Annotated in this window: 18 protein-coding genes, 1 tRNA gene and 1 pseudogene; 16 read left to right on the forward strand and 4 right to left on the reverse strand. The window is 56.1% G+C overall.

Annotation, left to right across the window (positions count from 1 at the left end; translation table 11 throughout):
* Window positions 1-363: 363 nt before the first annotated feature.
* The 7 genes from HW561_RS19255 to HW561_RS19285 all read left to right on the forward strand — a co-directional run bounded on the left by HW561_RS19255 (window position 364) and on the right by HW561_RS19285 (window position 4,335).
* Entirely contained in the window at window positions 364-756 is a 393-nt protein-coding gene (locus HW561_RS19255) for a MarR family winged helix-turn-helix transcriptional regulator (RefSeq protein ID WP_176867004.1), read from the forward strand.
* Window positions 746-1,123 (forward strand): hypothetical protein, encoded by a 378-nt coding sequence (locus tag HW561_RS19260; RefSeq protein WP_176867005.1) that lies wholly within the window; start codon window positions 746-748, stop codon window positions 1,121-1,123. The genes HW561_RS19255 and HW561_RS19260 overlap by 11 nt, the downstream gene beginning before the upstream one ends.
* Window positions 1,124-1,165: 42 nt before the next feature.
* Complete coding sequence (locus tag HW561_RS19265; protein ID WP_176867006.1) at window positions 1,166-1,480, forward strand: monooxygenase; 315 nt, start codon at window positions 1,166-1,168, stop codon at window positions 1,478-1,480.
* A 78-nt stretch (window positions 1,481-1,558) separates the two neighbouring features.
* Complete coding sequence (locus HW561_RS19270; protein WP_176867007.1) at window positions 1,559-2,023, forward strand: cupin domain-containing protein; 465 nt, start codon at window positions 1,559-1,561, stop codon at window positions 2,021-2,023.
* 1 nt (window position 2,024) lies between these two features.
* Window positions 2,025-2,411, forward strand: a complete 387-nt coding sequence (locus HW561_RS19275; protein ID WP_176867008.1) for a cupin domain-containing protein — start codon at window positions 2,025-2,027, stop codon at window positions 2,409-2,411.
* Between the two features lie 3 nt (window positions 2,412-2,414).
* The gene (locus HW561_RS19280; protein ID WP_176867009.1) at window positions 2,415-3,464 is read left to right on the forward strand and encodes an AI-2E family transporter; all 1,050 of its coding nucleotides are present in this window, start codon (window positions 2,415-2,417) and stop codon (window positions 3,462-3,464) included.
* Window positions 3,465-3,759: 295 nt separating this feature from the next.
* Window positions 3,760-4,335: a hypothetical protein gene (locus HW561_RS19285; protein WP_176867010.1), complete on the forward strand. Its 576-nt coding sequence runs from the start codon at window positions 3,760-3,762 to the stop codon at window positions 4,333-4,335.
* A 751-nt stretch (window positions 4,336-5,086) separates the two neighbouring features.
* On the opposite strand, the gene HW561_RS19290 is transcribed toward HW561_RS19285, so the two are convergent.
* The 4 genes from HW561_RS19290 to HW561_RS19305 all read right to left on the reverse strand — a co-directional run bounded on the left by HW561_RS19290 (window position 5,087) and on the right by HW561_RS19305 (window position 8,783).
* Window positions 5,087-5,163 (reverse strand) — tRNA-Arg (locus HW561_RS19290).
* Between the two features lie 65 nt (window positions 5,164-5,228).
* A complete protein-coding gene (locus HW561_RS19295; RefSeq protein WP_235962992.1) occupies window positions 5,229-6,611 on the reverse strand; it encodes an ATP-binding protein in 1,383 nt (460 codons plus the stop codon).
* A gap of 18 nt (window positions 6,612-6,629) precedes the next feature.
* A complete protein-coding gene (locus HW561_RS19300; protein ID WP_176867011.1) occupies window positions 6,630-8,048 on the reverse strand; it encodes a dihydrolipoyl dehydrogenase family protein in 1,419 nt (472 codons plus the stop codon).
* Window positions 8,049-8,051: 3 nt separating this feature from the next.
* Complete coding sequence (locus HW561_RS19305) at window positions 8,052-8,783, reverse strand: TVP38/TMEM64 family protein (protein WP_176867012.1); 732 nt, start codon at window positions 8,781-8,783, stop codon at window positions 8,052-8,054.
* Between the two features lie 296 nt (window positions 8,784-9,079).
* Here HW561_RS19305 and rpmH point away from each other — a divergent pair, with 296 nt between their 5' ends.
* From rpmH to yihA, 9 genes and pseudogenes are all read left to right on the forward strand, one after another.
* Window positions 9,080-9,214 carry a 50S ribosomal protein L34 gene (gene rpmH, locus HW561_RS19310; RefSeq protein WP_005632162.1) on the forward strand — a complete coding sequence of 45 codons (135 nt, stop codon included), beginning with the start codon at window positions 9,080-9,082 and terminating at the stop codon, window positions 9,212-9,214.
* 25 nt (window positions 9,215-9,239) lie between these two features.
* A pseudogene (rnpA, locus tag HW561_RS19315) lies at window positions 9,240-9,666 on the forward strand (ribonuclease P protein component).
* On the forward strand, window positions 9,663-9,896 hold the full coding sequence (gene yidD, locus HW561_RS19320) for a membrane protein insertion efficiency factor YidD (protein ID WP_176867013.1): 234 nt from the start codon (window positions 9,663-9,665) through the stop codon (window positions 9,894-9,896). Before rnpA ends, yidD begins: the two are co-directional and overlap by 4 nt.
* Window positions 9,897-9,978: 82 nt before the next feature.
* On the forward strand, window positions 9,979-11,598 hold the full coding sequence (locus HW561_RS19325) for an acyl-CoA dehydrogenase family protein (protein ID WP_176867014.1): 1,620 nt from the start codon (window positions 9,979-9,981) through the stop codon (window positions 11,596-11,598).
* Between the two features lie 45 nt (window positions 11,599-11,643).
* Window positions 11,644-12,537: a tRNA 2-thiocytidine(32) synthetase TtcA gene (gene ttcA, locus HW561_RS19330; protein ID WP_176867015.1), complete on the forward strand. Its 894-nt coding sequence runs from the start codon at window positions 11,644-11,646 to the stop codon at window positions 12,535-12,537.
* Between the two features lie 64 nt (window positions 12,538-12,601).
* Window positions 12,602-14,143, forward strand: a complete 1,542-nt coding sequence (locus tag HW561_RS19335) for a GGDEF domain-containing phosphodiesterase (protein ID WP_176867016.1) — start codon at window positions 12,602-12,604, stop codon at window positions 14,141-14,143.
* 126 nt (window positions 14,144-14,269) lie between these two features.
* Window positions 14,270-16,099, forward strand: coding sequence for a membrane protein insertase YidC (gene yidC, locus HW561_RS19340; RefSeq protein ID WP_176867017.1), 1,830 nt, complete (start codon window positions 14,270-14,272; stop codon window positions 16,097-16,099).
* Window positions 16,096-16,833 (forward strand): MOSC domain-containing protein, encoded by a 738-nt coding sequence (locus HW561_RS19345; protein ID WP_176867018.1) that lies wholly within the window; start codon window positions 16,096-16,098, stop codon window positions 16,831-16,833. Before yidC ends, HW561_RS19345 begins: the two co-directional genes overlap by 4 nt.
* Window positions 16,830-17,483, forward strand: a complete 654-nt coding sequence (gene yihA, locus HW561_RS19350; protein WP_176867019.1) for a ribosome biogenesis GTP-binding protein YihA/YsxC — start codon at window positions 16,830-16,832, stop codon at window positions 17,481-17,483. Before HW561_RS19345 ends, yihA begins: the two co-directional genes overlap by 4 nt.
* The last annotated feature ends 41 nt before the right edge of the window (window positions 17,484-17,524 follow it).

The following is a 17,524-nucleotide window of genomic DNA, read 5'->3' on the forward strand; positions in this document are numbered from 1 at the left end:
TAGTTAGCTAAGGCAGACATTGGCTGGTAATTCCCAAATGTCGGCTTCTGTTGCGCGACTTGATCCTTAGCCGCCAGATCTTTGCTGCGATAAACCTGAACGGCCGGTTTACCAGCCGCACCGCGGAACCGAAAACTGAGCAGGCACAGAACTTTTCCTGCTGCGAGCGCGCGCAGCGAATGAATCCAAGGTGCAGGTTGGGCTCAAAAGTTCCAAATGCTGCGCAGTGCACGAATGTCTACACTCTAAGACACTCTTGAAATTGTCTCTAGTTAGAGATATATCTATCGTATGACACGTGAGAATCAAGACAGACAGAACCAGGCCCTCGTGCTTGCACTGCTTCGTAGTCAGCAATTGTTTATGCGTGCGATGGGACCGGTGTTTCGTGAAGGTGGGCTGACGGCACCGCAATGGGATGCATTGGAAACGCTGAGCCACAAGGGTGCGCTGTCGATCAATGATCTGATGCACTTCACCCTTTCTACATCAGGAAGCCTGGATGTTGTGGTCCGCAACCTGATCGACGCAGGATGGGTCGAGAAATCAGTTGATGAGAAAGACAAGCGAGCGCGCGTTGTTCGCCTGACCCTCGCCGGGCGCGAAAAGGTTGCTGAATTCCTACCGATCCACAACCGCGCTCTGGACCAGATTTTCCAGAGCATCAGCGCTCAGGACAAACGCTCGACAATCTCAACACTCAACCAGCTCCGCAAGAAACTGCCGCAACCAAGAAAGGCAAAACATGACCAATAAGACCTTCCTGACAGCCCATGGTGTGATCTACATGTTCTTTGCACTGGCACTGTTCTTTGCTCCGGCAATCCTGTGGCCCAATTACGGCCTGCAGCTAAACGATCAGTACGCGGTGTTTCTGTCGCAGCACAATTCGATCTTCCTTGGCGGGATCGGGATCATCAGTTTTTTGTTCCGCAATGCGGACGACGGAAGCGAGACAGTACGTACCATCCTGAAAGGCCTGATCTGGACCAACGTGCTTGGCGTAGTCATCACGCTTTATGCCTGTATTACCGGGATTTTCACCGGCTTTGGCTGGTCTGATCCTATCTTCTTTGCCCTGCTAGCCGTGCTGAGCTTTCTGCAACTGAGAAAAAACACCTGAATTCATGTGCATTAACTAACTTCAATCAAAGGAAACCTAACCATGAGTACAATGAAAATCTGGGACCTGCATTTGCATTATGACGGCCCTGTCACCGAAGAGTTTTTGGCTGGAACAAAACAACTGGCTGAAAGCATCGCAGAAGAGCCCGGCATCATCTGGAAGATCTGGACTGTCGAGGAGGGAACGACCCACTACGGCTCGACGTATCTGTTCCGCAACCGCGAATACCTTGAGACTTACAAGGCCATGCACGTGAAGCGGCTTGAGGCGATCGGGATCACCGTCACGTCCAACCACATCTTCGATATCATGGAAGACGTCAGCGCCATTAACAACGCGCCTTTGCAGGGCTGACCACAAATTGAGAACCGGTGCCAGCGGGGTCATACCCCTGCTGGTGACCACATTCCGGCCTGAACAGGACACGACCCAATGAACGCACCGATCATTCGCAGAAATCGAGAAACGCCTTGGACGCCACTGGCCCCCGGGATCGAGATGCAGATCTTCCATGCCGATGAAAAATCCGGCGTTTGGACGGTCAAGATTCACATGCATGCAGGAAGCACGCTTCCGCCCCACAAGCATGTTGGCGCGTCCGAATTCTACATCATTGAGGGACAGGGCACCCACAAGGAAGCGGGTGACTTTGAACCCGGAACCTATGCTTACGAACCAATAGACGCGGTTCACAGCCCGGTGCATGCTGAAGACGATATCGTGCTCTACATGACCAGCTATGGCCCGGGCGTTTTTACAAAGCCATCCGGAGACACGCTTTATGTCAGCGACGCAAAATACATGAAGTCCCAAATGGAAATGAGCCCGCTCCGCTGGGCGATCAAACGTTTCTTCTTCATCACCGTCTGGAGCATTTTCAAAGGAAAGAAGGCCTAAGATGACCGTTGCAACAAATTTCATGGTGCCAACCGAAAACCGACCCTATAGATCGATCAAGGAACTTCCGGGCGTTGGCCTCAAGCCGATGAACATAAAGGAGGACACCCCGATCTGGTCAGCAGTGATGCGGATTGAGGCGGGGGCGTGCCTGCCAGTGCGAGAGCACAAAGACCTGTGCGAAGTCTTTGTTGTGCGCGGCCATGGCAAGTTCGCTGATGGTAGTGTGTTTCAGCGGGGCGACTATGTTCGCGAAGAAAACGGCACCTTCGACAAGATCACAGCGAACAGTGAACTTGTGGTGTTCTTCACGCATCACGGCACCTGCCAGTTTCTGGATGACGAGCAAAACCCCTTGCTCGAGATGAGTCACATGACACGAGTTTAATTCATGCAATCCAACACTCTCGTCAAACTCACTTGCGCGGCGCTCCTGGCAGTCCTGTTAGGCTCCGTTTTTGTCGTCGCAAAGGGCATCATTGTACCAATCTTCTTTGCTGCAATAATGGCCTATGTGATTGCGCACACGGCAAACAGGCTCTCCAAAGTCCCAGGATTGCGATGGTGTCCGGTCTGGTCTCTGCGCCTCATGACCCTGGTGATCTTTGCCATCATTCTTGTCGTCTTTTTCGGGGTGATCGTGTCGACAGGACAAGAGTTGTTGGCACGGTTGCCCGATTATCAGGCGAATGTCGAAACCCTCGTTCAGGAGACATTCTCCTTGCTGGGCCGTAGTGGCCCTGTTGATTGGGGCCAAATTTACGAAGCAACTTTCGGGCAGTTAGATGTCAGGGCTGCGGTTCTATCGCTCTTGTCGTCTCTTACATCAGCCGGTGGTACACTCTTCCTGATCTTGATCTACGCTTTCTTTCTTCTCAGTGAACGAGGGCGGTTTGTCGGGAAGATATACGCTGCGGCCACAACTGAAGCGCAGGCCCAGAAAATTCTCGCGGTAGTAGCGGAAATCAACAACCAAATTGCAAACTACCTGGGCACCAAAACGAGCATCAACCTGATCCTCGGCGTCATGTCGTATGTGATCCTTCTGGTGCTTGGGGTCGATTTTGCGCTTTTCTGGGCCATTCTGATCGCGTTGTTGAACTACATTCCTTACGTCGGCTCAATGCTCGGCGTCGCCCTACCGGTTGCCCTTAGCATCGCACAATTCGGTTCATTGCAAACCACCGCACTCGTTTTGGCGTCGTTACTGGCCGCACAGCTTTGGGTCGGCAACTACCTTGAACCGCGTCTGATCGGCAAACAACTCAACATGTCCCCGCTGATCATTCTACTCAGTCTGTCCGTGTTCAGCGCTCTTTGGGGTCTTGCCGGTGCAATCCTCGCTGTGCCGCTGACATCAATCATTGCGATTACGCTTGGTGCATTTGATGAGACTCGCTTCGTCGCGGTGCTGCTGGCGGAAACTGTGGAAGATAGTTAGCATCGAAAGTTGCTCGGTCGACAATACTCCTATTCAATGCAGACATTGGCGCAGCCGCAGCGAAAGTCCGGATCGTCCCGCTCAGCCGACCTTGATGCAGACTGAACCGACCCTATGACCTACTGAAACCGTCAGATGACCAGTCTGAGCCCAGTTTGCCGACGCGACTCGGCGATTGAATGTCTGGTTTAGGCGCTTTCTCGGTGCTTGCATCTAGATGAAAAATCAGAACTGTGTATCTAACTTCAATCGAACTAGGTTCTGTATCCGTTAAAGATATTTCTTGGAGCGAGTAATGGCGATCATAAGGATTGAACTATTTGTCTGCAGCATTGCTTTGGTTTTTGTGTTCGCAACAGAAGCGTTGTCAGACAACCTGCCAAAGCCTGTTTCCTGTGAGAAGGGGCATGTCCATCCGGATGATCGGTCTGGTCAAGTTTCATATTCACTGGCGCAAATTGATCAGTTCCATCTAGTTAGAAAGAGATGCGAGGTTCAAAATCTGTGTAGTTTTGAATTGTATTACACGCCTACCCGTGGCGAACTGCAAGCTGTAGCAAGCAATGTGCTAATTCGTGACGTTTGCGCCGATATCGTCGAAACTGTTGAAGAAATATCCGCTTCGGACGGTATCAATATCCCGTTTTCTGGTCCCTCTAGTTGGGCTAAAGCGTTGGTTGTTTCATACGAGATCACTGCGGAAACCGACACAATTGGCATGATAAGAACAGTCATTATTAACAAACAAATACTATTTGATGACTTTGGAAATTTGCCAGTGGAAAGCGCGTCCGGCCCTGGTTGGAACGGCCATACGATACTGACCAGTGCAAGCCATATTTGGTTCAGTGATAAGGTCGAAGTGAGATAAACTTGAAGTCTTGGCCCTTACTGAGACAACCTTGGCTCAACTGCGAATTGATCTCATAGCCAACCCTGATCAACATTAAGATTGACGATCAGCAGTCATTGGTGAAGGCAGAGCGTATGGTCACTTTGTCCGCATAGCTACTGTCCAAGGCTCCAAAACAATGCATCTTAGATTAAAAGTCCGCTTCCTGTGCATTGCCGCCGTCGCTGAGGCCTAGTGCCGCAACCGCAGCGAATGGCGGCTAGGTGGCCACTATTACTTTTTGAAGTTTGACAGAAGGGTTCAATCGCAATAGCGGCAAGCCCTCTTTCCCATCACCTTCCTTTGGTGGGCCAGCGGATTTGGACAAGCCAAACGCCACTGGCCGTCAGGGTGAGGGCGCGGCCCTCCCCCTCGGGCAACCCTTTTAGACAGGGCCGTGTCCTCGGCTTTGCCTGCGGGCCGCACCACCCCTGTCGAATAGCGTTGCCTCGCCCCCTCCCGCGTTCGCCACGTGGCAGATTAGCAGGAACAGGCAGCTTCGCTGTCTGACCTACAAATCAGCTCTGATTTTCCGAAAGGGAAGTCAGAACAAACCAAACTGCCTGCGGGAGCAAAAAAATTGGGGCGGCGCGTTAGTTGATGACGCAAAGGTCAAATTCAAATGATGTTCAACGTTGGGGGCGCCTTCTGATGTCGAACGTTCACTGCATTTCTGGTCCAACTGTGACGGTTGGGTCAGGTTCGTGTGACGTTCAACAAATTGAATTAGTGGCGGACCGAGGAGGATTCGAACCCCCGACCCCTTGATTCGTAGTCAAGTACTCTATCCAGCTGAGCTATCGGTCCGCGTTGGTGAGGCGGTGTTTAGACCCGGTGCGAGGGACGCGCAAGTCGATTCTTCAAAAATTTTCTCAAAAAGTCACGTCCCCACGTGGAAGCCTTATTTCAAAGGTCGTTCCCTCGGGTCCGGTCTCTTTCAAAACCAGGTCACCACCGTGGCCCCGCACCAATTCCTGGGAAATCGCGAGCCCCAGACCCGATCCACCCTTACGTACACCACCTTGGAACGGCGTAAACAGATTCTCGCGCGCCTTGGGTGGTAGGCCGGGGCCAGTATCGCGGATTTCGAGACACCAATTGTTTTCATATTCGCAACCGGCGATGGTAATCTGGCCCGGCTTGCCAGAGGCAACCAAGGCCTGTCTTGCGTTGCGCACAAGGTTCATGATGACCCGGAACAGCTGCTCGGGATCGGCGCGGGCCACCAGATCGTCCGGCACTTCGTTCACGATTTCAACGCACGCATCTGCGACCGCAAGCTGTTCGCTGGCCGCAACGTCTGCTACCACGTCTTGCAAGCGCACCATGGTTAACGTCGGTGCTGGTTCTTCGGCACGGCCAAAGGCCAGTGTACTTTCGCAAAGCGAGACAGCCCGCGTAATCGAATTGACCAGTTTTGGCGCCATCCGCCGTACAAGCGGATCGTCACTGGCATCGATCCGATCCGTAAACAGCTGAGCGGATGTCAGAATGTTGCGCAGATCGTGGCTGACCTTGGCCACCGCCCCGCCCAACTGAGCCAACCGCTCGCGTTGTTTGAGTGCTTGGGTCAGATCCGTTTGCAACATCTTCAGAGCCTCTTCAGCCTCACGCAGTTCGGTCACCTTGGAATTTGGCGAGATGATGCCACGCGCATCTTCCGGCGCACTGGCATAGCGCTGCATATACCCGACAACACTCTTGATAGGGCGTACCAGAACCACACGCACTGCCAGAAACAAGAAGAAAGCAGTGATGATGGAAATCACAAAAGACAGACCCAGAATGCGCAATCCATAGTCCGTCATCGCCATGCGTAATGGTGCACTGTCGATCGTGACCTCAATCAGCAGCCCTGCCCCTTTGACCGGTTCGCCCATCACGCGGATGACTTCGTTTTCGACGGTAAAAAACCGGATCATTGCGTCGCGGATCAAAACCCACGGACTGGCATCCCGAAGGTCATAGGTCTTAGCAATTTGCCCGGGGATTGGTGAAGACAGCATTAATTGGCGAACCTCGTCCCGGCGCAGAACGACGTTGTAGACGCCGGCGTTTGCCAGCAACTCGGCCTCGAGATCCTCGGCCAGCATATCATCGGCCAGCAACGCCAGAGACGCGATCTGGGCGCGCTCAAGCCGATTTAACAGGAAATCTTCGCGGAACCGCGCTATGGACGGGACAAAGATCAAAATCTCGGCCAACATCACGAAGACCGTCGTCAAAATCAGGAAACGGCCCGACAGCGAGTTCAAATTGCGCTCCTTTCCCGGTCAGGGGATCCAGCGTTGGACGAACCTGACCACTCGTTTAACCGTCTGATTCTCAAACAGCCTTGGCGAGAAATAGGCCCCCGCCACGCGTTTGTTAAGCTCTCCGATCGTCGGATAGGGCGATACCATCGCGGCGATCTGACCCATCTTTAGGTTATTGGCCAATGCCAGTGACCACAAGTTGATCAGTTCACCGGCCTGATGCCCCACGATTGTGGCCCCCACAGGTCGACCTTTTACGACCATGACCTTTATGAACCCTTTTGTTTTTCTTTCGGATATGGCGCGGTCATTGTGATGATAGTCGAACCGGACGATTTCGACCTTGTCTCCGTGCTGTTCGCGCGCTTGCTCTTCGGTCACACCAACCTGCGCCAATTCGGGATCCGTATAAGTCGCCCATGGGATATGCGCGGTCTTAGCTTTCGACGGCAGACCAAACAGCGCAGACCGGATGATGATGCCTGCGTGGTATCCAGCCACATGAGTGAACTGCATCCCGCCCGCAACATCACCGATCGCATAGACCCTACGATTCGTCGTGCGCAACGACTCGTCTGTCTTGATGCCCGTTCTGATGCGGTCAATTCCTGCGGCTTCAAGATTCAGGCGCTCGATATTGGCCTTGCGTCCTGCCGCCAGCAGCAGATGAGACCCGGCATGGATATCGCCGTTCTCGGTGACGACTTCGATGACGTCATCTTTTCGTCGTATCTGGGCAACCATCGCCTGCTCATGAATGGCCACGCCCTCGGCGCGCAAACTTTCCAGCACCACGGCTGCCGCTCCCGGGTCGTCCTTGCCCAGCGCCTGCATTCCTTCGATCACGGTCACTTTGCTGCCCAGTCGCACGTGGGCTTGCGCCATTTCCACGCCAATAGGCCCGCCACCAATGATCAGCAGATGAGCTGGCTTGTCGCGCAGATCAAAAATGGTCTCGTTGGTGTAGAACGGAACCTTGTTCAACCCCGGAATCGGCGGCACCAGCGGAGAAGACCCGGTGGCAATGACGACCCGCCGGGCGGTAATCACATGATCGCCTGCCTGTACCTGCGTCGGTGACAGAAAGGTCCCGTACTCGCGGATCACCTTCACTCCGAACCCTTCGAACCGGTCCTGGCTGTCCATCGGTTCGATTTGCGCGATGACGTTTTGGACATGATCTTTGGCGGCGGCATAGCTCACCTGTGGCGCCACATCCGCAACTCCAAAGACAGCCGAATGCGCCTGATTAAAAGCCGCCTTTCCGCTGGCGATCAGAGCCTTTGACGGTACGCAGCCGAAATTCAGGCAATCGCCACCCATTTTATGGCCTTCCAGCAGAATCACATCCGCGCCCATCTGGCTCGCCCCGGCGGCAACAGACAAGCCGCCCGACCCGGCCCCGATCACCAGGATATCCGTTTTCAGTTCCTTCATGAATCAGGCGTCCTTTTTGCCGCGCAGGGCTTTGATCACGATTGGCAAGGCCGCCAGCACACACAGGCCGATGATCGGCCCGATCACGAACGGCTCCGATAGCAACGAGACATCCGGGGTCTCGCCACGATCAAACACGCCACCCAGCCCAACACCGATCCAGGTGTAGACAATGCCGCCGGGAATGATGCCCAGCGCAGTTGTGAGCAAAAAGTTCCGAAATTTTACACCCACCAAAGCGGGCACAAGGTTGGCGACAAAGAACGGCACGACAGGTACGAGGCGCAGCAGGAACAGCACTGAAATCTCGTTTTCACGCAGGCTGTCTTTGAGCTTTTTGATCGTTCCTTCGGATGATTCCAGCCGCGCGGTCAGCGACTTTCCCAAACCCCAGCGCGCTGCCAGAAAGATGGCCGACGCACCGATTGTGGCCGCGAATACGTTGAACACTGTCCCGGCAAACAGACCAAACAGGAATCCGCCGGTCATCGACGCAACAGCGGCACCCGGCAGCGAAAACGCGACGATAACGATGTAAATTGCCACAAAAGCAGCGACCATTGCCCAATAATTCGCATCCCGCCATGCCAACAAGGCCTCGCGATTGTCCCGCAAGGTCTCAAACGTCAGGTAGTCGCCAAGGGTAAAGAAACCGATCACTGCGACGGCAAGAATCACAAGCAATGGAATATGGCGCGCAAATCCGCTGCGCGGCACTTGGGTCGTTTCGCTCATCTGGCTGTCCGGCTTTGTCTGTTTCATTCTGCTCATAACATGCGCCGCCTGCGGCCCAAGCAACAGAGGGTTCACGGGGCCTTGATCTTTGTGGCAGGGAATGTGAGGGATTTCCGTGTCAAATCCCAGTTTTGAAACCTTTCGACCGTCCGGGTTACAGAATTGTTGCAAAAGCCGCGAAAACCCGGACCTTGGGGTTTGACTTACCCCCCGCTTGGCAGTAGAGGACGGGCTTCGAACACCACGGGCAGGCGAATCCGCGCTGCACCCGACCGATATAGAATGGAGACGGAGCGATGAAACGCACCTATCAGCCTTCGAACCTGGTTCGCAAACGCCGCCACGGTTTCCGCGCGCGCATGGCCACCAAGGCCGGCCGCAAGATCCTGAACTCGCGCCGCGCCCGCGGTCGCAAATCGCTGAGCGCGTAAACCGCTCACCGAACAGGTTATGAACATGACGCCGCCGGAGGCCCCTCGTGGATGGTAAGAACCAGCCCGGGGATATGCCCCCGGCGGCGTCCGTTTGCGCGCCTGAAACTCTGATCATTCTCAAGAACCGATCCGATTTCCTGAAAGCCGCCCGCGCGCGCAGACAGGGTACATCTTCAATGATGGTACAAGCCCGCAAGCGCGCAGCTGACGAAGCAGACGGGATTCGCGTTGGCTTCACGTGTTCCAAAAAGGTCGGCAATGCCGTGGCCCGTAACCGCGCCAAACGCCGGTTGCGCGAGGCCGCGCGCGCTGTTTTGCCCACCCAAGGACGCGACGGCTGGGATTACGTGTTAATCGGGCGCGCAGACGTTACCGCGAGCCGCCCCTTCGATGCGCTTTTGGATGATCTGCGGTATGCGCTGCGCAAACTGAACAGCTCGGGAAAATGACTTTTCTTTCCCACGTCGTCGCCCTGCCCGTACGGGCGTACCGGTTGATCTTCAGCCCTTGGGTCGGCTTCAATTGCCGCTATCAGCCTACATGCTCAGCCTATGCGCTGGAAGCCTTAGAAAAACACGGTGCGATCAAGGGCGCATGGCTTGCAGCGCGCCGGATCGGTCGGTGTCATCCTTGGGGCGGTGATGGATATGACCCTGTCCCGGAGCACAAAGAAGACTGACCGCCTGTCCACTGACCCGCCGTCAGACTTGACCCGGCGGGATCTCCTCTGAACACTTGGACCAACAGTGTCCGAGGTTCCCATGACATCCGAAGCGCGCCATTCCCTTCCGACCCATGAGGTTCAAAACCAGCCACCTTTGCGTGGAGAGTGCGATCTCTGGGCGTCAGATCCAGTGTTGCGCAACGCGGTCAGGACTGCCGAAGGGCGCACCGAGCCTTTGGCCGCGTACGGAGAAATACTCGGGCGCATGGAAACGCGTGAGATCGGGCGCGCGGCGAACCGCCATCCGCCCGAAATCAGGCTGTTTGATCAAGGCGGCAGGCGCCTGGACGAAGCCTGCTTTCATCCCGCCTATCACCAGATGATGCAGATCAGCCAAACCGCCGGGTACGCTGCGCTGGCCTGGGACGGGCAACCGGGCGGACATGCGACCCACGCGGGGATGGTCTATCTGGCCAGCCAGGTCGAACCGGGACACTGCTGCCCGCTGACGATGACTTATGCGGCGATACCCGCACTTGCAGCAAACAATGAAATTGCCTCGGTCTGGCGCCCAAAACTCATGGCACACGCCTATGATCCAGCGACCAAGCCAATCGCTGACAAACATAGCGCGACGCTGGGCATGGCCATGACCGAAAAACAGGGCGGGTCCGATGTCCGTGCCAATACAACTATGGCCACACGCGACGGCGATCACTGGCGCCTGCGCGGGCACAAGTGGTTTTGTTCAGCCCCGATGTCAGACGGGTTCCTGACGCTGGCGCAGGCGCCCGGCGGGTTGACCTGTTTTCTTCTGCCCCGGTGGCTCGAGGGGGAACGCAACGCGATCCACCTGATGCGGCTTAAGGACAAGCTGGGCAACAGATCCAACGCCTCGGCTGAAGTCGAATTCCACGACGCGCTGGCCTATCAATTAGGGGATGAGGGCGCTGGCGTGCAGACCATCATTGAAATGGTGCACCACACGCGGCTCGATACAGCCATGGCGCCTGCGGGCCTCATGCGCGCCGCCCTGAGTGAAGCACATCATTGGGTCAGCCACCGCAGCGCCTTTCAGCGGCGCCTGATCGACCAACCGCTTATGCGTGCGGTTTTGTCAGATCTCGTACTGGATTGGGAAGGCGCAACGACGCTCGGCATGCGTGTAGCGCGGGCCTTTGACAGTGAGGCACCTAAAGAACGCGCCTTTGCCCGGATCGGCGTCGCATTGGCCAAGTTTCTGGCCAACAAACGCTGTCCCGTCGTTGTGGTTGAGGCAATGGAGGTGCTGGGCGGCATGGGATACGTTGAAGACACCCCGCTGCCCCTGCTCTACCGCGAAGCGCCCCTGAACGGTATTTGGGAAGGGTCAGGCAACGTGATCTGTCTGGATATTGTGCGCAGCCTTGCACGCGATCCGTTGGCCGCTGAGGTTCTGCAGGCCGAGTTCGACGCTGCCCTTGGCGTGGACCGGACCTATGACGCTGCCCTGCGGGATCACCGCGCGCGATGGCCAGCCTCACCGCCCGAAGGGGAAGCGCGTTGGTTTGCAGAACGAACGGCAATGCTGCTGACGGCTTCGTTACTGATACGCCATACACCCGGCGAGGTCGCCGACGGCTACGTGGCCACGCGCATTCAGGGTGACAGCGGACGAATTCCGGGATCAGTCTCAGGGCTAGACACGGATACTCTGCTCGGCCGTTTGTCGGGCTAGTCGCTGCACTTGCCCGGTTGCGCCAACTGCTGTAGGGGCTCGCCCATGTTTGATAATACAGACGATATCCATCCGCTGTTTGCCGGCGCGCCCTCGACCACCGAGTTCAAGAAGCTGCGCAAACGCATCGTGCGCCAAACCCGTGAAGCTATCGACCATTACGGAATGGTCGACTCGGCCGCCCATGACAAGGATGGCAAACCGCCCCGTTGGCTGGTCTGCCTGTCGGGTGGCAAGGACAGCTACACTCTGCTGGCTGTTCTTTACGAGTTGAGGTGGCGTGGCTTACTGCCTGTGGATCTGCTGGCTTGTAACTTGGACCAGGGACAGCCCGGATTCCCCGCCACAGTCCTGCCCGAGTTTCTGGAGCGGATGGGCGTGCCGCATAGGATCGAATATCAGGACACATATTCCATCGTCATGGACAAGGTGCCACAGGGTCGGACCTTTTGCGCGCTGTGCTCGCGCCTGCGCCGCGGCAATCTGTATCGGATCGCGCGCGAAGAGGGGTGCTCTGCCGTCGTTCTGGGACATCACAGGGACGACATCCTCGAGACGTTCTTCATGAACCTCTTCCATGGCGGGCGACTGGCAACTATGCCTCCCAAACTGGTGAACGAAGAAGGTGACCTGTTTGTCTATCGCCCACTGGCCCATGTAGCCGAAGTCGATTGCGAAAAATTCGCCAATTCGATGCGGTATCCCATTATTCCCTGCGACCTGTGCGGCAGTCAGGACGGATTGCAACGCCAACAGGTCAAACAGATTCTCGACCAGTGGGAAAAGAACGCGCCGGGGCGGCGTCAGGTTATGTTTCGTGCGTTGACCAACGCGCGACCCTCGCATCTATTGGATCCAAAACTGTTTGATTTTGCTAATCTTTCGCTGAAACCCGAAGAAAAAGACGAAAATTCGGACGAAATTCCTCGGTTGCGTTAACGACTGACTCAGATTGGTTTCCTACGGTTGGCACCGTGCGATCTATGCCCAAGGCTAAAAACCGATGCGGAACCTTCTTTCCTTTGACCGTTTGATCCGTTCACTTGCTGTGGCGCTGAACGCCCCGTCTGCGTTGGCCTTTATCCCAGCGCTCAGCCTCGGCGCATTCTGGGTCGGGGGTGAACGGGCGCTGATTGCGACTGCTCTGGGTTTCCCACTGGTGCTGGCAGGTGTCGGCGTGTTGAGGGACAGACCTGCAAGTGATGGGCGTCGGCAACGCCTATCAGGTGGCCTTCTGGCGAATGATCAGTTCGACATGGAACTTGGCGCGATTTTCGATGCCACCAATCGCAGTGGCGAGGACTCGGCTTGCATGGCAGTGGCACTGGACGACTATAACGACCTGCTGGATCTCCACGGGCAAGCGGCGGCAAACCACGTCGCCGAACAGTTCTGCGCCCGCGTTCTGTCCATGATCCGCGGCACCGATATCGCCACACGGATCGGCGGGAACAAAATGCTGATCGGCCTGCGTCCTGCGCGACAGTTGGATCTGGAGGCATGCATCCAGATGTCCGGGCGGGTTCAGTCGCTTGTCGAACACCCTATTATCTTGAACGGAACGGGCGTGTACATGTCCTGTTCCGTCGGGTTTTGCCTGCACAAAAACGTGTCTGATGACACCGCTGCGGGTTGGAGCGACGCCGCCACTGGCGCGCTGGTTGAGGCACAGCGAAATGGCCCCTCTACGATTCGGGCCTATTCAACGGAATCCCGCCGCAGGTCACGTATTCGGACCAACCTGCGCAAAGATTTTGAGGCCGCGCTGGACAGTGGCGAAATACGACCCTGGTTTCAGCCTCAGATATCAACGGATACAGGGCGCGTAACGGGTTTTGAGGCGCTTGCGCGGTGGGAGCACCCGCAGAAGGGTGTGCTTGGTCCGCACCTGTTTCTGCCCTTTGCGGAACAGGCCGAGTTGATGGAACGTCTTGGTCAGACAATGCGACACCATTCGTTTACTGCGATGCGCGACTGGGACCGCGCCGGGGTGGTTGTGCCCCGGATCGGCGTGAACTTTTCTTCGGACGAATTGCGCGACCCCGGTCTGATTGATCGGCTGAAATGGGAGCTGGATCAGTTTGACGTGACCCCGGACCGTTTGGCAGTCGAAGTTCTGGAAACTGTGTTTTCCAGACGGCCTGATGATGTCATAACACGCAACGTCACCGGGCTGGCCGCGCTGGGATGCTGTATCGATCTTGATGATTTCGGAACCGGTCACGCGTCAATCGCATCGATCAAACGCTTCAATGTCTCGCGGATTAAGATCGACCGATCCTTTGTTGCCAAGGCGGATCAGGACCCCAGCCAGCAGCAATTGGCCAGCGCCATTCTCACTATGGCAGAGCAGTTGAAAGTTGAGACGCTGGCCGAAGGGGTGGAGACACCCGGAGAGCATGCGCTGATGGCTCAGTTGGGGTGTGATCACGTTCAGGGGTTCGGCATCGGCAAGCCAATGCCCTTTGAAAAAACTCTGGATTGGATTGCGGCTTACCGAAACAAGATCAACAGGGTCCCGAAAATTGGACGGCAGACTGGCTGAAAGTCTAAGATTTACACGGATCAAAGCCCTTTCTTGGCGAAATAGCGGGCGATTCCGCTTGACCTTTGTGCCTGCACTCTGTTGAACCCTGCGGGTGTCTTTCCCTGCTCAAGGTGGCTGTCCCAGATGGACGATCAGAACAAGAATCTCATCCTCGCAACCGCGCTCAGCTTTCTCGTGATCCTTGTGTGGTTCGTGCTGTTCCCTCCGCCGGAACAAGCCCCGGTATCCGAGCAGACCGAGATCAGCACAACAGAAAGCGGTGAAGTTCAGACGCCCAACGCATCCGGAACGGGCACAGTTGGTGAGGCAACCGCCGCAGCCGAGGAAACTTTGCCCGAGGCACAGGCCCCTCGCGTTCAAATCGACACGCCACGCCTGAAAGGCAGCCTATCCTTGTCCGGCGGTCGTATCGATGAGCTGTTCCTGAAAGACTACAAAACCTCGATCAAAGAAGGCGCGCCTATCGTTGAATTGCTGTCCCCAGTAGGATCAGAGTCGGCTTACTATGCCCTTTATGGCTGGGCCCCCGGCGCAGGCGTGACTGGCACTGACGTGCCCGGCCCCAACACATTGTGGACGCTTGAACAGGGCGAGACGCTGAGTGTGGACACCCCGGTTACACTGGCATGGGACAATGACAATGGTCTGACATTCCGCCGTACCATCTCGGTGGACGAAAACTTCATGTTCTCGGTAACGCAATCGGTTGAAAACGCGACCCAGTCCGAGGTCGGCATGGCCCCATATGGCATCCTTGCACGCCATGGCATCGGCGAAGACGGGGACCTGCCGGACCTGAAGAACTTCTTCATCCTGCATGAGGGTGTGATCGGTATGGCCGACGGCACTCTGGCCGAAGTGGACTATGGCGACGTGCGCGATTTCGACATTGACCCAACCGAGCGAGCACAGGCCGAAGTCTATCAGGTCAAGGAAGACGGCTGGATCGGATTTACTGACCATTACTGGATGACCACACTGATCCCGGAACCGGGATCGGCGTTCAAAGCAGCCGCAAAATATGATGCGCGCCGTAAAATCTACCAGACTGAAACCGTACTGCCGACACTGACGGTTGCGCCCGGAGACACTGCCGAGGTCACTACTCGCCTGTTTGCCGGTGCCAAGGAATGGGAGACCATTCGTGAGTACCAGTCTGAAGGTGTGCAGAAATTCATCGACAGCATCGACTGGGGCTGGTTCTTTTTTCTGACCAAGCCGATTTTCTGGTTGCTGCACAATATCAACGCACTGATCGGTAACATGGGTTGGTCCATCATCGGCCTGACTCTGATTATCAAGGCAATCCTGTTCCCATTGGCCTACAAATCCTACGTCTCGATGGCCAAGATGAAGGAACTGCAGCCGCAGATGGAAGCCCTGAAAGAGGCCGCCGGCGATGATCGTCAGAAGGTGCAGCAAGGCATGATGGAGCTGTATAAGAAGGAAAAGGTGAACCCCGCAGCGGGTTGTTTGCCAATCCTGATGCAGATCCCGATCTTCTTCTCGCTGTACAAGGTGATCTTTGTCACCATCGAATTGCGGCAGGCGCCTTGGTTTGGTCCGTTCCAGGATCTCAGCGCACCTGACCCGACCTCGATCATGAACTTCTTTGGCTGGATGCCTTGGGCCGGACCCGAGCCGGGTACATTGATGGCAACCGTTCTGATTGGCATCTTGCCTCTGCTTTTGGGCATCTCGATGTGGTTGCAGCAAAAGCTGAACCCGGCACCAACTGACGCCACGCAGGCAATGATCTTTGCCTGGATGCCGTGGGTGTTCATGTTCATGCTGGGAAGTTTTGCCAGCGGTCTGGTGGTCTACTGGATTGCGAACAACACCATCACGTTCACGCAGCAGTACCTGATCATGCGCAGTCAGGGCTACAAGCCCGACGTGTTCGGCAACATCAAATCCGGTTTCAAGCGAGCATCCAAAACGGGCGACAAATGAGTGGAATAGTCACCAACCTCTGGCGACACCCGATTAAAAGCCATGGTCGGGAAGCCCTTGAAGTCGTCACAGTACTCCCCGGGCATACTATGCCCGGGGATCGCGTTTGGGCCGTTGCGCACGAAGCATCCAAGGCCGATGGCACAGAATGGGTACCGTGCTCGAACTTCAGTAGGGTCGCGAAAGCGCCGCAGCTGATGGCAGTGTCGGCTCGCCTTGGGACAGACGGTGTAACGCTCAGCCATCCACAGCGGCCCGAGATCAGCTTTGATCCGGACACGCAGCAAGACGTCTTTTTGGACTGGGTCAAGCCATTGATGCCCTCAGACCGCGCGGCCTCGGCACGCATCATTCGCGTCCCGGGTCGAGGTATGACCGACAGCGATTACCCGTCGATCAGCCTGTGTAACATGGCATCACACCAAGCGGTTGAACAGAAACTGAATCAGGACCTGTCGATTCACCGCTGGCGCGGCAATGTCTGGTTCGATGGCTTTCCAGAATGGGCAGAATTCGACTGGCTGGGTCGCGACGTTCAGATTGGCGACACAGTACTGCACATCCGCGAGCGTATCACACGCTGTCGGGCCACGACGGCAAACCCCGAAACGGGTGAGCGTGATGCCGACACGCTGGGCGCGCTGGGTACCTGGGACCATCAGGATTTCGGCGTGTACGCCGAAGTGATCCGCGGCGGCACATTCAAAATTGGCGACAAGGTACATGTGGTATGAATACACTCCCATTTCCCCCAGCCGCAGAGCCAGACGCTTTTGCACTGGAGGCTGGCCGCAAACTGTTCGCCGGGCAATCCGAGTTTGTCAAAGGTGTTGTTGCAATGAACGGCCTGCCGGCCCCCGATCGGATGGAGGTCTGTTTTGCCGGGCGTTCGAACGTGGGCAAGTCCAGCCTGATCAACGCACTGACCGGCACCAAGGGCTTGGCGCGCGCCTCGAACACCCCCGGGCGCACGCAAGAGATCAACTATTTCACGCAAGGCCCTGACCTGTATCTGGTCGATCTGCCGGGTTATGGCTATGCCAATGCGCCCGTAAAGGTGGTTGAGACATGGCAAAAACTGCTGAAGAAGTATCTGAGCGGCCGTCAAACCCTACGACGCGCCTTCGTCCTGGTCGATTCGCGCCACGGGGTGAAACCGGTCGATGACGAGATCATGAAGCTGCTGGACACCAGCGCCGTGACATTTCAATGCGTGATGACCAAGATGGACAAGGTGAAGGAAAAAGATCGGGCGAAAGTGCTGGATCAGGTGCGCGCCGCGCTATCCAAACACCCTGCCGCATATCCTGAAATCGTGCTGACCTCGTCCGAAAAAGGCGACGGTATTTCAACCCTGCGCTCGATCATTACGCATTTGGAATAGCCAAACCCTTGGCAGCACAGGACAAAGGTCCTAACACGGAA

The sequence above is a fragment of the Ruegeria haliotis genome, assembly GCF_013377785.1.
Taxonomy (GTDB): Bacteria; Pseudomonadota; Alphaproteobacteria; order Rhodobacterales; family Rhodobacteraceae; genus Ruegeria; species Ruegeria haliotis.

What these genes read in the sequence shown, in the direction of transcription:
- ttcA (WP_176867015.1), top strand. Translation starts at nt 11,644, where the DNA reads ATGTTTGATAATACAGACGATATCCATCCGCTGTTTGCCGGCGCGCCC.
- HW561_RS19285 (WP_176867010.1), top strand. Translation starts at nt 3,760, where the DNA reads ATGGCGATCATAAGGATTGAACTATTTGTCTGCAGCATTGCTTTGGTT.
- HW561_RS19345 (WP_176867018.1), top strand. Translation starts at nt 16,096, where the DNA reads ATGAGTGGAATAGTCACCAACCTCTGGCGACACCCGATTAAAAGCCAT.
- yihA (WP_176867019.1), top strand. Translation starts at nt 16,830, where the DNA reads ATGAATACACTCCCATTTCCCCCAGCCGCAGAGCCAGACGCTTTTGCA.
- yidD (WP_176867013.1), top strand. Translation starts at nt 9,663, where the DNA reads ATGACTTTTCTTTCCCACGTCGTCGCCCTGCCCGTACGGGCGTACCGG.
- HW561_RS19255 (WP_176867004.1), top strand. Translation starts at nt 364, where the DNA reads ATGCGTGCGATGGGACCGGTGTTTCGTGAAGGTGGGCTGACGGCACCG.
- HW561_RS19335 (WP_176867016.1), top strand. Translation starts at nt 12,602, where the DNA reads ATGCGGAACCTTCTTTCCTTTGACCGTTTGATCCGTTCACTTGCTGTG.
- HW561_RS19260 (WP_176867005.1), top strand. Translation starts at nt 746, where the DNA reads ATGACCAATAAGACCTTCCTGACAGCCCATGGTGTGATCTACATGTTC.
- HW561_RS19270 (WP_176867007.1), top strand. Translation starts at nt 1,559, where the DNA reads ATGAACGCACCGATCATTCGCAGAAATCGAGAAACGCCTTGGACGCCA.
- rpmH (WP_005632162.1), top strand. Translation starts at nt 9,080, where the DNA reads ATGAAACGCACCTATCAGCCTTCGAACCTGGTTCGCAAACGCCGCCAC.
- HW561_RS19300 (WP_176867011.1), bottom strand. Translation starts at nt 8,048, where the DNA reads ATGAAGGAACTGAAAACGGATATCCTGGTGATCGGGGCCGGGTCGGGC.
- HW561_RS19265 (WP_176867006.1), top strand. Translation starts at nt 1,166, where the DNA reads ATGAGTACAATGAAAATCTGGGACCTGCATTTGCATTATGACGGCCCT.
- yidC (WP_176867017.1), top strand. Translation starts at nt 14,270, where the DNA reads ATGGACGATCAGAACAAGAATCTCATCCTCGCAACCGCGCTCAGCTTT.
- HW561_RS19275 (WP_176867008.1), top strand. Translation starts at nt 2,025, where the DNA reads ATGACCGTTGCAACAAATTTCATGGTGCCAACCGAAAACCGACCCTAT.
- HW561_RS19280 (WP_176867009.1), top strand. Translation starts at nt 2,415, where the DNA reads ATGCAATCCAACACTCTCGTCAAACTCACTTGCGCGGCGCTCCTGGCA.
- HW561_RS19325 (WP_176867014.1), top strand. Translation starts at nt 9,979, where the DNA reads ATGACATCCGAAGCGCGCCATTCCCTTCCGACCCATGAGGTTCAAAAC.
- HW561_RS19305 (WP_176867012.1), bottom strand. Translation starts at nt 8,783, where the DNA reads ATGAGCGAAACGACCCAAGTGCCGCGCAGCGGATTTGCGCGCCATATT.